This is a genomic window from Tolypothrix sp. PCC 7601, from assembly GCF_025677855.1.
Lineage (GTDB): Bacteria > Cyanobacteriota > Cyanobacteriia > Cyanobacteriales > Nostocaceae > Aulosira > Aulosira diplosiphon.
This window is the reverse complement of sequence record NZ_CP064879.1, coordinates 1,326,305-1,343,201: the sequence shown is the minus strand read 5'-3', so window position 1 is coordinate 1,343,201 and position 16,897 is coordinate 1,326,305. Positions and strand designations below refer to the sequence as shown.

Annotated in this window: 13 protein-coding genes; 6 read left to right on the top strand and 7 right to left on the bottom strand. The window is 40.4% G+C overall.

Annotated elements, in window-relative coordinates; genetic code table 11:
• Positions 1-95: 95 nt before the first annotated feature.
• A complete protein-coding gene (locus HG267_RS05465) occupies positions 96-1,073 on the bottom strand; it encodes a carbohydrate kinase family protein (protein ID WP_045870569.1) in 978 nt (325 codons plus the stop codon).
• Between the two features lie 354 nt (positions 1,074-1,427).
• On the opposite strand from HG267_RS05465, the gene HG267_RS05460 reads away from it, so the two are divergent.
• The 3 genes from HG267_RS05460 to HG267_RS05450 all read left to right on the top strand — a co-directional run bounded on the left by HG267_RS05460 (position 1,428) and on the right by HG267_RS05450 (position 4,497).
• Positions 1,428-1,691: a helix-turn-helix domain-containing protein gene (locus HG267_RS05460; RefSeq protein ID WP_045870570.1), complete on the top strand. Its 264-nt coding sequence runs from the start codon at positions 1,428-1,430 to the stop codon at positions 1,689-1,691.
• A gap of 691 nt (positions 1,692-2,382) precedes the next feature.
• Positions 2,383-3,114 carry a DUF6391 domain-containing protein gene (locus HG267_RS05455; protein ID WP_045870571.1) on the top strand — a complete coding sequence of 244 codons (732 nt, stop codon included), beginning with the start codon at positions 2,383-2,385 and terminating at the stop codon, positions 3,112-3,114.
• 381 nt (positions 3,115-3,495) lie between these two features.
• Entirely contained in the window at positions 3,496-4,497 is a 1,002-nt protein-coding gene (locus HG267_RS05450; protein ID WP_045870572.1) for a glycosyltransferase, read from the top strand.
• Between the two features lie 245 nt (positions 4,498-4,742).
• Here the strand turns inward: HG267_RS05450 and HG267_RS05445 are convergent, their stop codons facing one another.
• From HG267_RS05445 to HG267_RS05430, 4 genes are all read right to left on the bottom strand, one after another.
• Positions 4,743-5,204 carry an ABA4-like family protein gene (locus HG267_RS05445; protein WP_045870573.1) on the bottom strand — a complete coding sequence of 154 codons (462 nt, stop codon included), beginning with the start codon at positions 5,202-5,204 and terminating at the stop codon, positions 4,743-4,745.
• A gap of 103 nt (positions 5,205-5,307) precedes the next feature.
• Positions 5,308-5,628 carry a hypothetical protein gene (locus HG267_RS05440; RefSeq protein WP_052335199.1) on the bottom strand — a complete coding sequence of 107 codons (321 nt, stop codon included), beginning with the start codon at positions 5,626-5,628 and terminating at the stop codon, positions 5,308-5,310.
• A gap of 96 nt (positions 5,629-5,724) precedes the next feature.
• Positions 5,725-6,126 carry a hypothetical protein gene (locus HG267_RS05435; RefSeq protein ID WP_045870574.1) on the bottom strand — a complete coding sequence of 134 codons (402 nt, stop codon included), beginning with the start codon at positions 6,124-6,126 and terminating at the stop codon, positions 5,725-5,727.
• 228 nt (positions 6,127-6,354) lie between these two features.
• The gene (locus tag HG267_RS05430) at positions 6,355-7,011 is read right to left on the bottom strand and encodes a hypothetical protein (protein WP_045870575.1); all 657 of its coding nucleotides are present in this window, start codon (positions 7,009-7,011) and stop codon (positions 6,355-6,357) included.
• A gap of 426 nt (positions 7,012-7,437) precedes the next feature.
• Between HG267_RS05430 and HG267_RS05425 the strand changes: the two genes are divergently transcribed.
• Entirely contained in the window at positions 7,438-8,022 is a 585-nt protein-coding gene (locus HG267_RS05425) for a hypothetical protein (protein ID WP_045870576.1), read from the top strand.
• 299 nt (positions 8,023-8,321) lie between these two features.
• Here HG267_RS05425 and HG267_RS05420 read toward each other — a convergent pair whose 3' ends face one another.
• Both HG267_RS05420 and HG267_RS05415 read right to left on the bottom strand, forming a co-directional pair.
• Entirely contained in the window at positions 8,322-9,398 is a 1,077-nt protein-coding gene (locus HG267_RS05420) for a peptidoglycan-binding domain-containing protein (RefSeq protein WP_045870578.1), read from the bottom strand.
• A 236-nt stretch (positions 9,399-9,634) separates the two neighbouring features.
• Positions 9,635-10,576 (bottom strand): N-acetylmuramoyl-L-alanine amidase, encoded by a 942-nt coding sequence (locus HG267_RS05415; protein WP_045870579.1) that lies wholly within the window; start codon positions 10,574-10,576, stop codon positions 9,635-9,637.
• A gap of 561 nt (positions 10,577-11,137) precedes the next feature.
• On the opposite strand from HG267_RS05415, the gene HG267_RS05410 reads away from it, so the two are divergent.
• Positions 11,138-12,748 carry a hypothetical protein gene (locus HG267_RS05410; protein ID WP_045870580.1) on the top strand — a complete coding sequence of 537 codons (1,611 nt, stop codon included), beginning with the start codon at positions 11,138-11,140 and terminating at the stop codon, positions 12,746-12,748.
• A 203-nt stretch (positions 12,749-12,951) separates the two neighbouring features.
• Positions 12,952-16,686 carry a magnesium chelatase subunit H gene (gene bchH / locus HG267_RS05405; protein WP_096621556.1) on the top strand — a complete coding sequence of 1,245 codons (3,735 nt, stop codon included), beginning with the start codon at positions 12,952-12,954 and terminating at the stop codon, positions 16,684-16,686.
• Positions 16,687-16,897: the final 211 nt, after the last annotated feature.

Sequence of the window (16,897 nt, the reverse complement as noted above, 5' to 3'; positions counted from 1 at the left end):
CTGAAAATTGGTGTTTAGTGTTTGCGGGGCAAGGGGGACAAAAGGCATAAAAGAGAAATAACCCATTACCCAATGCCCCATGCCCCATGCCCAACTTATATTTGATGAGACCCAATAAAAGCTTCGACTTCAGCCGCAGTTGGTTGGGATGCGATCGCGCCTGGTTTAATGGTGGTTAATGCTCCTACAGCGCTGGCATAGGTAACAATCCGTTTTGCTGTTTCTGCATTTCCCATACCTTGGATACCGTGCTGAAGTAGTTGGTGAATAAATCCTGCTAAAAAGCTATCCCCTGCACCTGTGGTATCTACTACAGGGATAGAAAATGATGGTAATCGGCCTTCGTTCTCTGCCAAACAATAGGCACAACCATTTTCGCCATCTGTGATTAATACTCCTTCTACAGAATCTAGGCGATAAGTGATTGCGCCGGCATCATGTGTACCAAATAACCAATCTGCTTCTTCTTTGGAAAGTTTGAGAAAGTCAACTTGCTTAAATAATTCCGCTATTTTTTGGCGAGCAATATTCTCATCGTGCCAAAATACAGGTCGCCAATTCACATCCAGCACAATTTTCAGGTCGTAGTACACTGCCAATTCTAGGGCGCGGTGAATTGCTTTTTCACTTTCAGGATAAGCTAATTCCAAAGTACCTAACACCAGAAAATCTGCTTCTTGAAATAAAGAACGCGGCAATTGTTCTGCTTGCAGACGAGTATCGGCAAATTCAGTGGTATCATATTTACCGAATCCTGCAAAAGAGCGATCGCCTGCTAAATCCCTAACCACATATACTTGTCTAGTTGGCGCTGTGGGATGGCGTTGCACTCCCGTTGTATCGACACCTACATCTTTTAAGAGTGTTACCAGTGTATTTCCTGGTTCATCTTCACCAACAGCTCCAATAAAACCAGTTGGTGTCCCCAGCTTTACTAAAGCACAGGCTACGTTAGCTGGTGCCCCTCCGGGGTAAGGAGTCCAAGACTGAACTTCTTCTAGCTTTAGCCCCAATTGATCGGCTAAACAATCAAACAAAACTTCACCGAGGCACAAAACACGGGGATTACTCATCTCATTTTAGGGTTGCGATTTTTGGAGTCAGATTTTCCAGTATAAAATCTACAATAATCTCCACTCCCTGTCGCCAGTCCTTCATACAATGAAATAGCAATTTTTGCTACTCAGATTAAGATGTATATGCTTTTGTTACCCACATTTCTTAGTATCAGTAGGGAGGAGAGATAATTAATTATTTGGTATTAATTAATACTTTTGTATTTTCAATTACATGGCCAAGATTCATAACTAAAAAGAAATTATGGAAATTATCATGCTAATGACCCTGAAAAGGCCTGCCTACAAAAGAATCTTCTAGAATTAGAAAGAGCGATTAAGTACATATACCAAGGGAGGATAGAATAAGTCATGGCTGCTGGCGAGTCTCAGACCCCTGTTAGTCTGTCAGACAGAGAACTGCAAATTATCGACTTAGTGGCCGCTGGCTTAACTAACCAAGAGATTGCAGGGAAACTGGAAATTAGCAAACGCACAGTTGATAACCATATCAGCAATATTCTCACTAAAACCCAGACTGAAAATCGAGTGGCTCTTGTACGCTGGGCACTACAGTGGGGAAAAGTTTGTTTGAATGATGTCAATTGCTGTCCTCTGCCTAACCATAACGATTAGACAAGTTGCTAGTCAGAACGCGATTGATGCTGTTTGTTCCAGACAACATTTGTTGCGTGATCATGTTCGAGTTCTTTTGGTTGACAGCCTAGGCAAATTAGACGCTTGAGTGAGAGTTCTCCTCTTCACGCCGTTATTCCAGTGTGAACCTCTACCAAAATCAGCGTCGAAATTCAGCAGATTCTCAAGATGGGCTATTGATGCTCCTCAAAAGGGATACTTTCCCATATCGGTAGAGTTTTTAGTGACTTTACCGACGGGAAAGTTCCCTTTTGCCCATCGCAAGAATAATTTGATATTAGGTGTTTGGTGTTGGGTATTAGTGATTTATTTCCCAATACAGTTCAGTTAAGAAAATTAATTGACAACAAAACCCAAAAACTAGTTACTCAACAAAAAACTCAACAATAATTTTGGAGGGGGTTTGGGGGACGCAACCGTCCCCCAATCGGGGGTTTGGGGGAGAATCCCCCAATTGAGCTAGCTTTTTACACAACTGACAAATCAATCACTAATGAACTTATCTGAACTGTATTGATTTATTTCCCCCATTCCCCATTCCCCATTCCCCATTCCCCAGTCCCCAATCCCCAGTCCCCAATTCAATAAAAATTAGCAATAATCGCTGAGTTCAAGCGCTACATTTGAAAGAAATCTATGTTGCTCCATCACTTTGGGGAGCAGTGTTGCTATGAATACTTCTACTTCTGTTCAAAGTGGCTCCTCTCCCTTTGACTTTTTCAACTTTGATTTGACTCTACCTTTTACTGGCAACGTTTCGCAGGTTACAGAAAACACATTTGTAGGCAAAAATTCCGCATCCGCGTCTACTAACTTTCCTAAACCTACACAAGATGCTGAACTAATCAAGCAGTTATCATTTATACCGGGATTGAAAGAAATTTTGATGCTGCGACAAGTTCACGCCTTAGAACATGCTACTGTTTGGGTTTTGAGTGAATCAAAAAGTGTTTATACTCATGGCACAGAAGCCAACACTGTGCAAGTTGATAACGAATTGTTAGGCGGCTTGTCTACAGAACAAGGATTTTACCTGTATGGAGAAGTAAATATTAGTGATTTACGCCGCGCAGTCACCCTGGCTTTACATCGCCTTACCAATGGCGAATGGGATTTAGCTGTACATCCCCGATGCGGGACAAATTTATCTGTAGCCATGCTCTTAACTGCTGGATTGGCTGTAGGTGTAAATCTGCTGCTACCGTTTCGACCAATTGAGCAACTCATAGGTTTAGGGCTAGCAGCTACAACAGCAGCGGAACTCTCACCAGACTTAGGTTTTATGGCACAGCGCTATTTAACAACTGCGATCCCCTTTAACCTCAAAATTGAAAATATTATTCGTAAACGCGATGTTTGGGGACGCGAAGCCCACTTTATTAAAGTGACTTGGCAAGAATAAACTAACTTGAGCAAATATCCGTCTATTTAGAAAAGAGGCGTTAGGGAATAGGGGCTAGAGCAGAAAGATTTCATGCCTCCGTTGTGTAATTTAGGACGTGAATATTTAATTAAAAACTCAGCATTACAAATGCCGTAACATACTTAGGACTTACGCAAAAGTCACGTAATTACGTCATTACGAGCGCAGCGACGTAATCGCCTGAGATTCTGGGATTGCTTCCCTACACTTCGTTCCGGTCGCAATGACAAATTTTGCTTGCGTAAGTCCTGATACTTTCAAAATTTAATTTTTACTTTATCAATGAAATTGAAAATGGCGGATTTACCTCTAAGATAGTGAATTATTGTTATCAGTTCATGCATTCAAGAGAACTATATAATGAGAAAGCTTTACTTCTTACTACCAGGAACAGATGGTAAATTTGCCTGCGGGGGTCTTTGGGCAGAATTAAAAACAGTGAATCTGGTGCAGCAGATTTGTAGTGCTGAAGTTGTCACCTACCGTCAACGAGAAACAGGCAAACTGTTTATAGATGATTTGCTAAAGGAGAAAAATTTAGATGATGTAATTTTTGTAATTAGTTGGGGATTTGATATAGCTAAACTTGTGACCAAGCTTAAGCAATATAACGTTGTTTATCATGCCCACAGTGCAGGTTACAACTTCCAACTGCCTCCGAGTATTCCTATTATCACCGTGAGTCGTAATACAATGGGATATTGGGGACAAAAGTGTCCCAATTCTTTAATTTATTATTTACCCAATCAAATTTCTGATGAATTTAAAAATTTAAATATACAGCGCGATATAGATGTTTTAGTTCAGGCGCGTAAATCTTCAGACTATTTAATCAAAGACTTAATTCCTGAATTACAGAAAAAGTGTAATGTTTTTCTAGTTAATTCTTATGTAGAAGATTTGCCGGGTGTATTTAACCGGGCTAAGATTTACCTTTATGACTCTGCTGAATATTGGGCACAACAGCGTGTCAGTGAAGGATTTGGCTTACAACCAATGGAGGCTTTAGCTTGTGGTTGTCAAGTATTTTCTAGTGTTAATGGTGGGTTATCAGATTATTTAGATCCTGGGTTTAATTGTTATAAAATTGCTGCATATTCTCGAGAATTTGATGTTCAACGGATATTGAATTTACTTGCATCATCTGTAAAACCTACTTTAAACGAACAGTTTTTTACAGAGTATCGGTACGAAAATATTATTAAGCGGTTGCAAGTTATTTTAGATGAATTAAATGAGTTTTTTGATCATAAAATTCAGCAGCCATCTAATATTCCAAGTTTAACTAAGATGCGTTTAGCTAAATTACTCGCACAGACTACCTATGTTAAGATACGCAAAAAATATTTTCGGGGCTTGTAAAAATATCAGCAGATCATGCGGATACGTTACGCTATCGCTAACGCATCCTACTGCACTGACACAGCTAATTTGGTGCAATAATTTTTCTTGTGGGATGGGTGTCTCACCCGTCCCACAAGAGTTTTTTTATGCCCTATTTTAGTCTTGCCACGCCACTACATGAATTTCCCAATTAATTATGAACGTAATGCTGTTTGCAGATACAAAGATGGGAACAGTATTTTTAAATCAGGAATCAGGAATTTTTATGTACTACTAGAAGATGTGGCTGTTTCGGTAGCGGAATTAGGCGAAAATGCTTTTGTTATCCAAGCAGTGAAAATATGAGAAAGCACACCTAAAGGGCCAGCAAATAAACAAAGTGCTAGAGAATGAATTGTCCAAATTCCGGTTTTTTGCCCTTCCCAATATATCCAGCGTCCCACAAATAAATCCATTACCAAAAAGTGAATCCAACCTGTAGCAGCAGCTTTTTCATCAGCAAAAAATTTAGCAATATCAGCTAATTGCGGATTGGCTAAAGCTTGAGCATTTTCTGGCGTAATGCTAGTGATAAATAAATATAAATATGCTCCTGCTAAAAGTACAAAGGGTAAATATGATTCCATAATTCGCCTTGTAACTTTCCAATTAGGCAACATAATCATCAACGCCCAAAAAGGTAAAACGAAAAGATTGGCAACGTTAAATAATTGCGTGATATTCATTTGCAGAATGAAATGTAAATTATGTAGTCAGGTAAGAATCAACCTCACTATATAACAAAATGTAAATTGTCTAAAGTCCTGCTGCTATTAGTTGCGTCTACAATTATTTGCGAGCGATCGCTATAATATGGGCACTCATACCCAATGTAGAAGGTTCAGCTTCTAACCAACGAATAGCTTGTAAAAGCCTGTGACGACGGCTTAAATCCTGCCAATGTTCATCAAAGTTTTGTAATAGCCAGCCTGGCCCTTCAATGGCTAAAGTGATTTCATAATCTAAACCAGCGGCTTCTATCTCAGCTTGCAGTTCATCGGGATGATGTAAGAAAGCTGTTGTAAAGTAAGCTGGATGGTTATTTGGATTGCGATGTTGACCATCAATCAAATCCTGTTGGACAATTTTGACAAATTCTGAATCCGACAAATATCCTTGAAATAATCCATCTAAAAAGTAAGTTCCCCGTTAATTTATTACCTTTCACCTTTCGCCTTTCCCCTTTTCCCCTATTTCTCCCAAGAATTATCGCTGATGATGAAACCAATACCATCCAGAACCGGGACGAGTTAGCCAGGAGTTGTCTAAATCGGAATTATTTACAGGAAAATCGAAAAATTTTGCATTTTCAGGAACGCTAATTCTCACATTGCGACAACTCCCTTCAATTTCAATTGTTACTGTTTGCTCGCTCTGAGTTGGTCGCAAGAGAGTATCTCTAATAATACGTCGATTCCTCTCACCTTCCTGCCCATAAATAGGAACACAGCGCACCCTCACCAAAGAGTTTTCATTGGGGTTATCCAAAATATAAGGCAGAATTTGCGAGTTCTGAATTGTTCGAGTTTGAGCGCTGGCTAAAGATGATATAGACAACAACAAAGTTGTACTTAAAGTAATAATTTTTGCTCCAGGTGGACTTTTCATAATTTCTCCTGAGAAATTAATAAAGAAATTGCCAGGGTACTAACTCCGGTGTAAGGGATTTCCAAGAAATAAATTATTCCATCTTGTGGGGCGGGCATCTTGCCCGCCAAATAAACTGGGCGGACAAGATGTCCACCCCACAATAAATACTGGGATATTTTTTTATTTGGAAGTCCCTTAAAATCAATTCAAAATTACGAATTACAAACTACGAATTACGAATTGGTATTATTTGTTGTCTAACAGTTGATTTACCTGCTGTCCTCTACGACCTGTTTTAATTTCATAACGGCGAGTCAGGTTGTCTTGGTAATTCATATCTCTAGCTGCAGCAGAATTAACAAAAGCATCGCAATTCTTACCTTGCACTACTGTCGAAGAACTGCTGCTATTTTCTTCATTACGGTTATTGCGAATATCTTTAGAATCGCTGTTATTCTGACTACCTTGGCTAGCACCGCTACCACTCACGCCAATACCTAAGAAGCTAACACCACCGCCACCGCCATCATTATGACTGCGAGAAGAACTAGAGCGAGTGCTGCTAGAGTTTGCAATTGCTACTTTGCTAGCACTGCTGCGAGTGTTGTTTCCTAAACCCACATCACTACACAAAGCGCGTGGGTCATTTGCTAAAGTTTTCGGGTCAACCCAAGATTGGTGGTCGCCCAATCCTTGAATTTCACTATTCCCAACTGGATTGCTAGGTGTGCTAGGTGCAGAATTGTTGGGAGTACCATTACCAACATTGACCCCAGGAGTGAGAACACCGGGTTTGAAAATACCAGCAGGCTGTGCATCAAAAGGCCCGGCGAAAGCTGGTAGTGTAGCGGTCAAAAGTGCGGTAGCAGTTAGCAAAGAACCAGTTAAGTTACGGAATTTCATAGTCATTCTCCTAAAGTTTTCAGTGTTTGTTTGTATTGGGCTTTAACCCCTTCACTTACTCAATAGGTTGACCTCGATTAGTTTATGCACCCTGTGGGGAAATTTTTTTGGGATTGGGGGTTGGGGATGAGGGGGGATGAGGGAGATGAGGGAGATGAGGGGGATGAGGGAGATGAGGGGGATGAGGGAGATGAGGGGGATGAGGGAGATGAGGGAGATGAGGGGGATTAAGGGGATGAGGTAGAGAAACACCAATTACCCATTACTCATTACTCATTACTCATTACTCATTACTCATTACCCCTTACCCCTTACCCCTTACTCATTACTCATTACTCATTACTCATTACCAATTCCCAAACCCAATTGATTAACTGCAAAAACTGGGATAAATAAGGTGAGTAATCTTGATGTTTTTACTGAACTATGCAGTACCCTTTAGAACTTACCTTCAAATTCTGGGCTTTAGCGCCGCAAATATCGATTGTTGATAATCAGGGAAATTTGATTTTCTACGTCAAACAGAAACTCTTCAAGCTAAAAGAAGCAATTACCATCTTTGCTGATGTAGAACGTACACGACCGCTTTACTACATTAAAGCTGACCGAATTATTGATTTTTCGGCACGTTATAACTTTACAGATAGCAACGGTAGAGATATTGGGGGAGTAAAACGGCGGGGATTGCGATCGCTTTGGCGGGCACGTTATGACATATTTGATGGTGAGACTAGCAATCTCAACATTCAGGAGAAAAATCCCTGGGTAAAGGTTGCAGATGCGCTATTCGCAGAAATTCCCATTGTGGGGATGTTTACAGGTTATGTATTTAACCCAGTCTATTTAGTCAGTCGGGCTGATGGTACGGTTGTGATGCGTTTAGAGAAAATCCCGTCTTTCCTTTCGCGCCAATTTACGATTAAAGCTGTGGATCAAATGAGCGATCGCGAAGAGGAACAAGTTTTGCTAAGTTTAATGATGATGCTGCTACTAGAACGTAACCGAGGTTAGAAATTTTTATTCAATAAAGATGGTGCGTTACGGCTAATTCTCACTCTCTTAACAGTTCCGAAATTCTTGCACAGCCGTAACACACCCTACTGGACTGAATTCAAAGTGCTGAGTAATGAGTTGCAACAGACGCGATTAATCGCGTCTGTACAAGAGTAAAAATCCCATTCCAATTTTCACAGTTGCCAGTAAAATCTTTTAATTGAGACTGCTTCCTCATCTCCCTCATCCCCCTCATCCCCCTCATCTCCCTCATCTCCCTCATCCCCCTCATCCCCCTCATCTCCCTCACTACCAAATTAATACCCATCCACTGACCAATGCGGAGGGTCATTACTCAATTTATACACCCCGTAGCTACTCCCTACTGTCCATAAATTTCTGTTGAGGGCAGCATTTGCTGGGTCGCTGATAGTGACAGTTTTTCCATTAGCATCTTTAATATTAATCTTGCCATTCCAGGTAACATTCCAATCAATGGCCAATCTTTGAATATGGCGAGAATTTAAAGAAACAGGATTACCGCCTACTCCATAAGCTTCTACCATCTCTTTTGCTGCTTGTACCGAACCAGCATTGGTGTAATGTTCCCATTCAATGTTTACTCCAGCCATTTGAGGAACAAATTTAGCTGCTATCTCTTGTCTGTTAATTCTGGCTGCATAATGCATCAAGTAAGCACGTTCTTTCGGACGATGGGTAGCGGTAACAATTACTTGACATCCCGCATCAATCAGCGCTTTTTGAAACGCTTCTACTCGTTGGCGAAATGGGGAAGCTAAATCAGCAATCAATCTGCTAGTAGGGAAACTATCAATCCAATGCGCGCCACTCAAGCAAAATCTCTGAATTTTGGCATAGCCATTCAAAATGTCTAAAGCTGGTGTTAAATCTTGTCCTAATTTTTGCTTAGTTGCATCACTTAAGGCTGCTTCTAATTCGCTACGCCAGCGCACGTCTCTTTTTTTATATGCTTCAGCTAATCCTTTATTACTAGTAATACCAAAGTCTCCATCTGCTTTTAACAGTGGATTTAATTGCCCAGTTTTATTTAAAGATGCTTGTAAATCTTTAACTTCGGCTTCACCAAAATTTAGGTAACTGAGTAATGTATTAGCTGGTAAGTTAAGTTTGAAAATTAAACCTTGATTTAGTGCTTTAGCATAGGTCATATTCCCGACAACACCATCAGCAGTTAAACCATTGCGCTGTTGATAGCTACGAGTTGCTTGGTCAGTTTGTTTGCCAAAGTCACCATCCACAACACCAATAGGAAATTCAGCATCTTTGAGAAAGCTTTGCCAAGCAGTCACAACAGCACTGTTTGAGCCAACTTTGATCACGGGTAATTTCAGAACATTGACATTAAAAGCCATGATTTTCCCCTCATTAAAAAATCATAGACTTCTTGTAGAAGTTAGGGAAAGTAAGAAGGGATATAATTTCTCTTTTTACTTGTTCTGATTTGTGTCAGATACTTTTACAAGAAGTCTATTTTTTAAGACGATATGAGCATAAAATATTAAAATTGCCAATCATTATAATTTAAGTATTTTTAAATGATTGACAATCTCCTTGTGCTTAGGCTCGCTGAGTAATGAATTACTGATAATTAACCAATTAATTTTTGCCAGCTAGCAGGGCCAATAATTCCATCAGCAACTAAACTATTTTGCTTTTGGAAGTTTTTAACTATTGACTCTGTTTGTGGCCCATAAACACCATCAACATCTACTCCCAAACGGTATTGTAAATACCTAATCACTGGGCCACCAGCATGATTTGGACGAATGATCCGTTTTGCTAATATGAGGTTTATGGCATCCCATGTAGCTTTATCAGCTGTTCCTGTTTCTGGAACTCCTGCAACTCTTTGAAATTTAGCGACTGCAGACCTTGTAGAATTACCTGATATACCATCTTCTTTTAAAGGCTTACCATTTGTATCAGTTATTTTTAGCTGATTTAAAGTTTTTTGCAGCCTTAAAACTGTGGTATCTACATTCATTTCCTCATCTGGTACTGGATTTACAGGAGTAGTTGGTAATTTACCTGTTAACCCTTTAACAATGGCATTAGCCATCGCTTCTGGTTCAAAAAGATTCATATCTTTTTGGGAATCAATAAAACAACCTTCAACTAGAATTGCAGGCATATTTGTATTTCTGAGGACATATAAGTGGGAACCACTTTTAACCCCTCGATTAAAAAATCCTAATTTGACAATTTCGTCTAATACTGGTTTGGCGATTTTTCTGCTTGTATCGCTACCAGCAAATACTTCTGTCCCATTCGCTTGTCCGTTAAAGGAATTAAAGTGAATAGAGACATATATATCTACTCTTGAAGAATTTGCTGTAGCACATCTTCTTGACAGTGAATCAGTTACTGAACTGGCTCTATCTGGTCTACAAACCACAACTTCATGCCCTAAAGCTTTTAGCTTGTTGATAACTCTATTGCCGACATCTAATGTTAAATTATCTTCAACCTTTATACCTCTAGCTCCGGTATCTGGAGGGCAATTATGTCCGCTATCAATACCAAATTTCATGTTTTTCTCCTCTACTTATTTTTATCCTACTTTAAATCATTTATCCTAGCTTAAAATAGAGTTTCTAATTTTAAAAAAGCTGAAAAAGTTTTGTATTAGCTAACTTTAACTGGCAGATGAAACCCTATTTAATGCTGACTGAATCTTAAATTTTTAACATCATTCAATCATCCTTTTTTATTCTTTCATATAGAGAAAAATAGATTTGACATCCTAAAAAACGTCATAGCTAGAAAAATTCTATAACATAAATGTTCCTAAAACGGCTCTAACGAGAGTCATAAAATAAATAGCAATAGCGCAAAGGAAACTCAATGCTTTCCACTACAACAACTTGAGAATAATAGATTCCAGGAATTTAACAAAACTTTTTTTCACGTAACATCTCCCTCAAGCAGAGGTGACTACGATTTCATTTAAGATTGGTTACTATGCATGAGAAGGGGCCAGGGGAAATCGAGAAATTACTCATTACCCATTCCCTATACAAATATCTACTGGTTTAATTTGCTTGTCTTGTGTATTCTGTCTTCAGTTTAGTAGTTATGACAACAGACAGTTATGACAAATATACCAAGTCCGATGTTAGACCCAAAAACCCCGCCGGATGTGGTCGTTCGGTTACAACCAAGGAAACCCGTCACAGACCCAACGCTGGGTATTCCTGTTACAGTTACAAAAGTTGGGACTCCCAAAAATCGGTTAGTAACATTGGGTGACTCAATTACGCAGGGTTTTCAGAGTGGAGCAATATTTAACACGCAGTTATCATATCCAGTAATTATTGCTAAAGAATTGGGTTGGGGGGAATTTCGTTTCCCTACCTACGGGGGGCCAGAAGATGGATTACCGTTGAACTTGGAACGCCTAGCCAATGACTTAGAGAAGCAATTTGGTTCTAATATTAACCCGCTAGAGTTTGTGGGGGCTGCTCTATTTTTACGTAAACAGTTAGATATTAACGAAAATTATTGGGAGCGTGGTACAGGTTCGCTGTTCCCGATTCAACAAGGTATTAACCATAACCTAGCAGTTTATGGCTGGGATTTACGTAATACGATTGCGCGGAATGCAGATATCTGTATCAATGTGATTAAAGAAAACCCTCCCAAGGATGATTTTTTGCGGTTGATTGTGGAGAATCACAACGAACGGGCGGCGATTCGCACTCTTAACTCAGCACGGGATAACAATGGTGTTGCACTTTCACCAGTACAAGCAGCCGCAGCCTTGGGTGATGAAGGTACACCAGATACAGAAGGAATTGAAACCCTGATTGTGTTGATTGGGGCTAATAACGCTTTAGGCAGTATTCTCACGTTTAATGTCGCATGGAGTGATACTGGCTATGAGGATATGGATATTAATGACAAATATACTGTTTGGCGACCGATTCATTTTCAAGCCGAACTTGATAAGTTAGTGGCTGAAGTCAAAAAAATCCGCGCTCGTCATGTGATTTTTGGTACAGTACCCCACATTACGATTGTACCTTTTGCCCGTGGGGTAAACCACAAAGTTAGGCAAGGTTCTCGCTATTTTCCTTACTACACTTTGCCCTGGATTCAGGATCAAGATTTTGACCCTAACAAACACCCAAACCTTACCGAAGCAGAAGCTAGGGCAATTGACAGTGCAATTGACCAATATAACGACTATATAACTGATGCTGTGCGTCAAGCTCGCCTGGAAGGTAGAGATTGGTATTTATTTGAAGCGGCGGGATTATTAGATAGGTTAGCATCCCGGCGTTTTTTAGAAGACCCCGCAGCTAAACCCGTGTGGTGGGATGAACTTGGCGGTGCTTATCCTTTACCTGCTGAGTTACAAGCTTTAAACCCTGTACCAGATTCTCGCTTTTTTCTGGCTGGGCCAAAAGGTCGAACCCAAGGCGGTTTGTTTTCTTTAGATGGGATTCATCCCACTACCATTGGCTATGGCATTATTGCTCAAGAAGTGATTAAGATTATGCAGTTAGCAGGGGTGAAATTTTATCAACAGGATGGGACAACGGAACGTCCCGGTGAGGTTCGGGTGAATTTCTCCAACTTGATTGCTGTGGATTCCCTGATTTCTCAACCACCGCGAAACCTAATTGAGATTATGGATATTATTGGCGAACTAGACAAGAAGTTTAATATCTTAAGCAGATTGCTGAAACGGAATTATTAGGGACTTCCAGAAAATCAATTACCAAGTCTACCACAGAGAATTATTCTCTTTTCCCCCTGCTCCCTGCCCCCATGCTCAGAAAGCGATAGTATATTTTTTAGGTGGAAGTCCCTCAACTCTCGCCTCGAGGTAGATATTCTGCCATCACCCTACAACCCCGTTTAAGATCCAAGTAAGTAAAGAAAGATTTCGTAGCTTACTGCATGAAACGCATCGTCTTGATTGCTGGGTTTGAATCCTTTAACGCTGACTTGTACAGAAAAGCAGCTTTTTTAGCTAACTCTCGCTGTTCTGAGTTGGACATTCGAGTATTTAGCGATCGCGATATTACCACCAAGCGCCAGGAAGTAGAAGCAGCACTCCAAGACGCTGAGGTATTTTTTGGCAGCTTGCTATTTGATTATGACCAGGTTTTGTGGTTGCGCGATCGCATCTCCCAAATTCCCATCCGCTTGGTGTTTGAGTCGGCTTTGGAATTGATGAGTTTAACCAAGCTGGGCGATTTTGCCATTGGCGATAAACCTAAAGGTATGCCTAAGCCTGTAAAATTCATTCTAGATAAATTTAGTAACGGCAGAGAAGAAGATAAACTCGCTGGTTATATTAGCTTTTTAAAAGTCGGGCCGAAATTACTTAAATATGTGCCAGTGCAGAAAGTGCAAGATTTACGCAACTGGTTAATTATCTATGGTTATTGGAATGCTGGCGGCCCTGAAAATGTTGCTTCTCTATTTTGGACAATAGCGGAAAAATATTTAGGCTTAAAAGTTGGCGATATTCCTGCGCCTGTAGAAACTCCCAATATGGGGTTATTGCACCCAGATTATCAAGGATTTTTTGAATCACCAAAGGCGTATTTGGAATGGTATCAGCAGAAATTCCAGGTTAACAATCCAGTTGTAGGAATTCTGCTTTATCGCAAACATGTTATTACCAAACAACAATATATTCCCCAACTAATTCGCCGTTTTGAAGCTGCTGGGTTAATTCCTTTACCAATTTTTATCAATGGTGTAGAAGGACATGTGGCTGTCAGAGATTGGATGACAACCGATTATGAAATTCAGCAAAGACAAATAGGTAATATTGAAACTCCGTCGCTTTCTAAAGAAGCGGTAAAGGTTGATGCGATAGTCTCTACAATTGGGTTTCCTTTAGTTGGTGGCCCGGCTGGTTCAATGGAAGCAGGGCGACAAGTAGAAGTTGCTAAACGTATTTTGACTGCGAAAAATGTCCCTTATTTTGTCGCAGCACCACTATTAATTCAAGATATTTATTCTTGGACGCGTCAAGGTATTGGTGGTTTACAAAGTGTGGTGTTATACGCTTTACCTGAACTTGATGGGGCGATTGATACGGTTCCCCTTGGTGGTTTGGTAGGTGAAGATATTTATTTAGTTCCTGAACGAGTACAGCGATTAATTGGTAGAGTCAAAAGCTGGATTAATTTACGGCAAAAACCTGCATCGGCAAGAAAAATTGCGATTATTTTATATGGGTTTCCTCCTGGTTATGGTGCTGTGGGAACGGCTGCTTTATTAAATGTACCGCGTAGTTTGTTGAAGTTTTTAGATGCATTGAAGAAACAAGGCTATGCAGTTGGAGATTTACCGGATGATGGGGAAGAATTAATTCGCTGGGTGAAGGAAGCAGATGAAAACCCCACCCCAACCCTCCCCCGAAGTTTGCTCAACGGGGGGAACCCCCGCACGCAACTTCTCTCCGCAAGCAGGGAGGGAGTTATATCCCCCTCCGTTTACGGGGGGGTTAGGGGGGGTTCTACTGTAAATGTACAGACTCTGGAAAAATGGTTAGGATATCTCCGCACTTCCCGTATTGAAAAACAATGGAAATCTCTGACTGGGACGGGAATTAAAACTTATGGTGATGAGTTTCAAATTGGGGGCATACAGTTAGGAAATATCTGGATTGGTGTACAGCCACCTTTGGGTTTACAAGGCGACCCGATGCGGTTAATGTTTGAGAGAGATTTAACTCCCCATCCTCAATACGCGGCTTTTTATAAATGGTTACAAAATGAGTTTCAAGCTGATGCTGTGGTTCATTTTGGAATGCATGGAACTGTAGAATGGTTACCTGGTTCTCCTTTAGGTAATACGGGTTATTCTTGGTCGGATATTTTGTTGGGAGATATTCCTAATTTATATATATATGCGGCGAATAATCCTTCCGAATCAATTTTGGCAAAGCGTCGCGGTTATGGGGTATTAATTTCCCATAATGTCCCGCCTTATGGTCGTGCTGGTTTGTATAAGGAATTGTTGACGCTGAGAGATTTAATTTCTGAGTATCGAGAAGATCCGCAAAAGAATTACGCCTTGAAGGAAGCTATTTGTACAAAAATTGTGGACACTGGTTTAGAAGCAGATTGTCCTTTGGAAGATGCGAAAAAGTTGGGAATTGCTTTTAGTTATGAAAATGTGAGAATGTTTAGTGCCCATGTTTTTGATGACTATTTGGTGAAGCTGTATGAGTATTTACAGATTTTAGAAAGTCGGTTGTTTTCTTCAGGTTTACATACTCTGGGTGAGGAACCAGATGAGGAAAAATTGGCGGCGTATTTAGAAGCTTATTTTGGGGAAGAACCGCAAAGAAGAGAAGGACATGAAGGAAAAGAAATCAGAGATTTGTTGAGCCAATCTACGGATGAGTTGACGAATTTATTAAGGGGTTTGAATGGGGAATATATTCCGCCTGCACCTGGTGGTGATTTATTAAGAGATGGGCCTGGTGTGTTACCTACAGGGAGAAATATTCATGCTTTAGATCCTTATAGAATGCCTTCACCTGCGGCTTATGAAAGAGGTAGGGAAATTGCTCAAAAAATTATTGCCCAGCATTTACAAGAACATGGCAAATATCCGGAAACTGTGGCGGTAATGTTATGGGGTTTAGATGCGATTAAAACTAAGGGTGAATCCTTGGGGATTTTATTAGAATTAGTTGGTGCTGAACCTGTAAAGGAGGGAACGGGGAGAATTGTTCGTTATGAGTTAAAACCTTTAGCTGAGGTGGGACATCCCCGGATTGATGTGTTAGGAAATCTCTCAGGAATTTTCCGCGATAGTTTTGTGAATATCATCGAATTATTAGATGATTTATTTCAACGGGCTGCGGAAGCTGAGGAATCGGAAGCAGAGAATTTTATTAGAAAACACGCTTTAGCTTTAAAGGCGCAAGGTGTAGAAAATGTCTCTGCAAGATTATTTTCTAACCCAGCCGGAGATTTCGGTTCTTTGGTAAATGACCAAGTTGTTGATGGAAATTGGGAATCCGGTGAAGAGTTAGGTAATACTTGGCAAAGCCGCAATGTTTTCAGCTATGGGAGACAAGATAAAGGACAGGCTAGGCCGGAAGTGTTAAATACTTTATTGAAAACAAGCGATCGCATTGTCCAAGAAATTGATTCGGTAGAATATGGCATTACCGATATTCAAGAATATTATGCCAATACTGGTGGGTTAAAGAAAGCCGCAGAAAAACAGCGCGGTAAGAAGATTACAACCAGTTTTGTGGAAAGTTTCTCGAAAGACACCACACCCCGCAATTTAGATGATTTACTGCGAATGGAGTACCGCACGAAATTAGTCAATCCCAAATGGGCGCAAGCAATGGCTAATCAAGGTTCCGGTGGTGCGTTTGAAATCTCCCAACGCATGACAGCGTTAATCGGTTGGGGCGGTACTGCGGATTTTACTGATGATTGGGTATATGACCAAGCTGCGGATACTTACGCCCTAGATGCAGAGATGGCGGAGAAGTTACGCAAAGCAAATCCGGAAGCATTCCGCAATATTGTGGGCAGAATGTTAGAAGCGCACGGACGGGGTTTCTGGCAAGCTGATGAAGATAAGTTAGATAAGTTACGGCAATTGTATGAGTTAACAGATGAAGAGTTAGAAGGTGTAACAAATTAAATCCTCGTGACACAGGTAAATGAAAAAATTAATACCCACTTAACTTACGCAACAAGTTGCGTAAGTTAAGTGGGGGCTACGCATTTATTGTAGTTGGGGAAGTGCTTTAGCCCAGCTTAACGAAGTTATCACCTTTCGGTAATTTTGAGGAATGCGATCGCAAAGTTAAACTTTTCTCCTATTCTGCAAGAGATAATTACAAGGCGGAAAT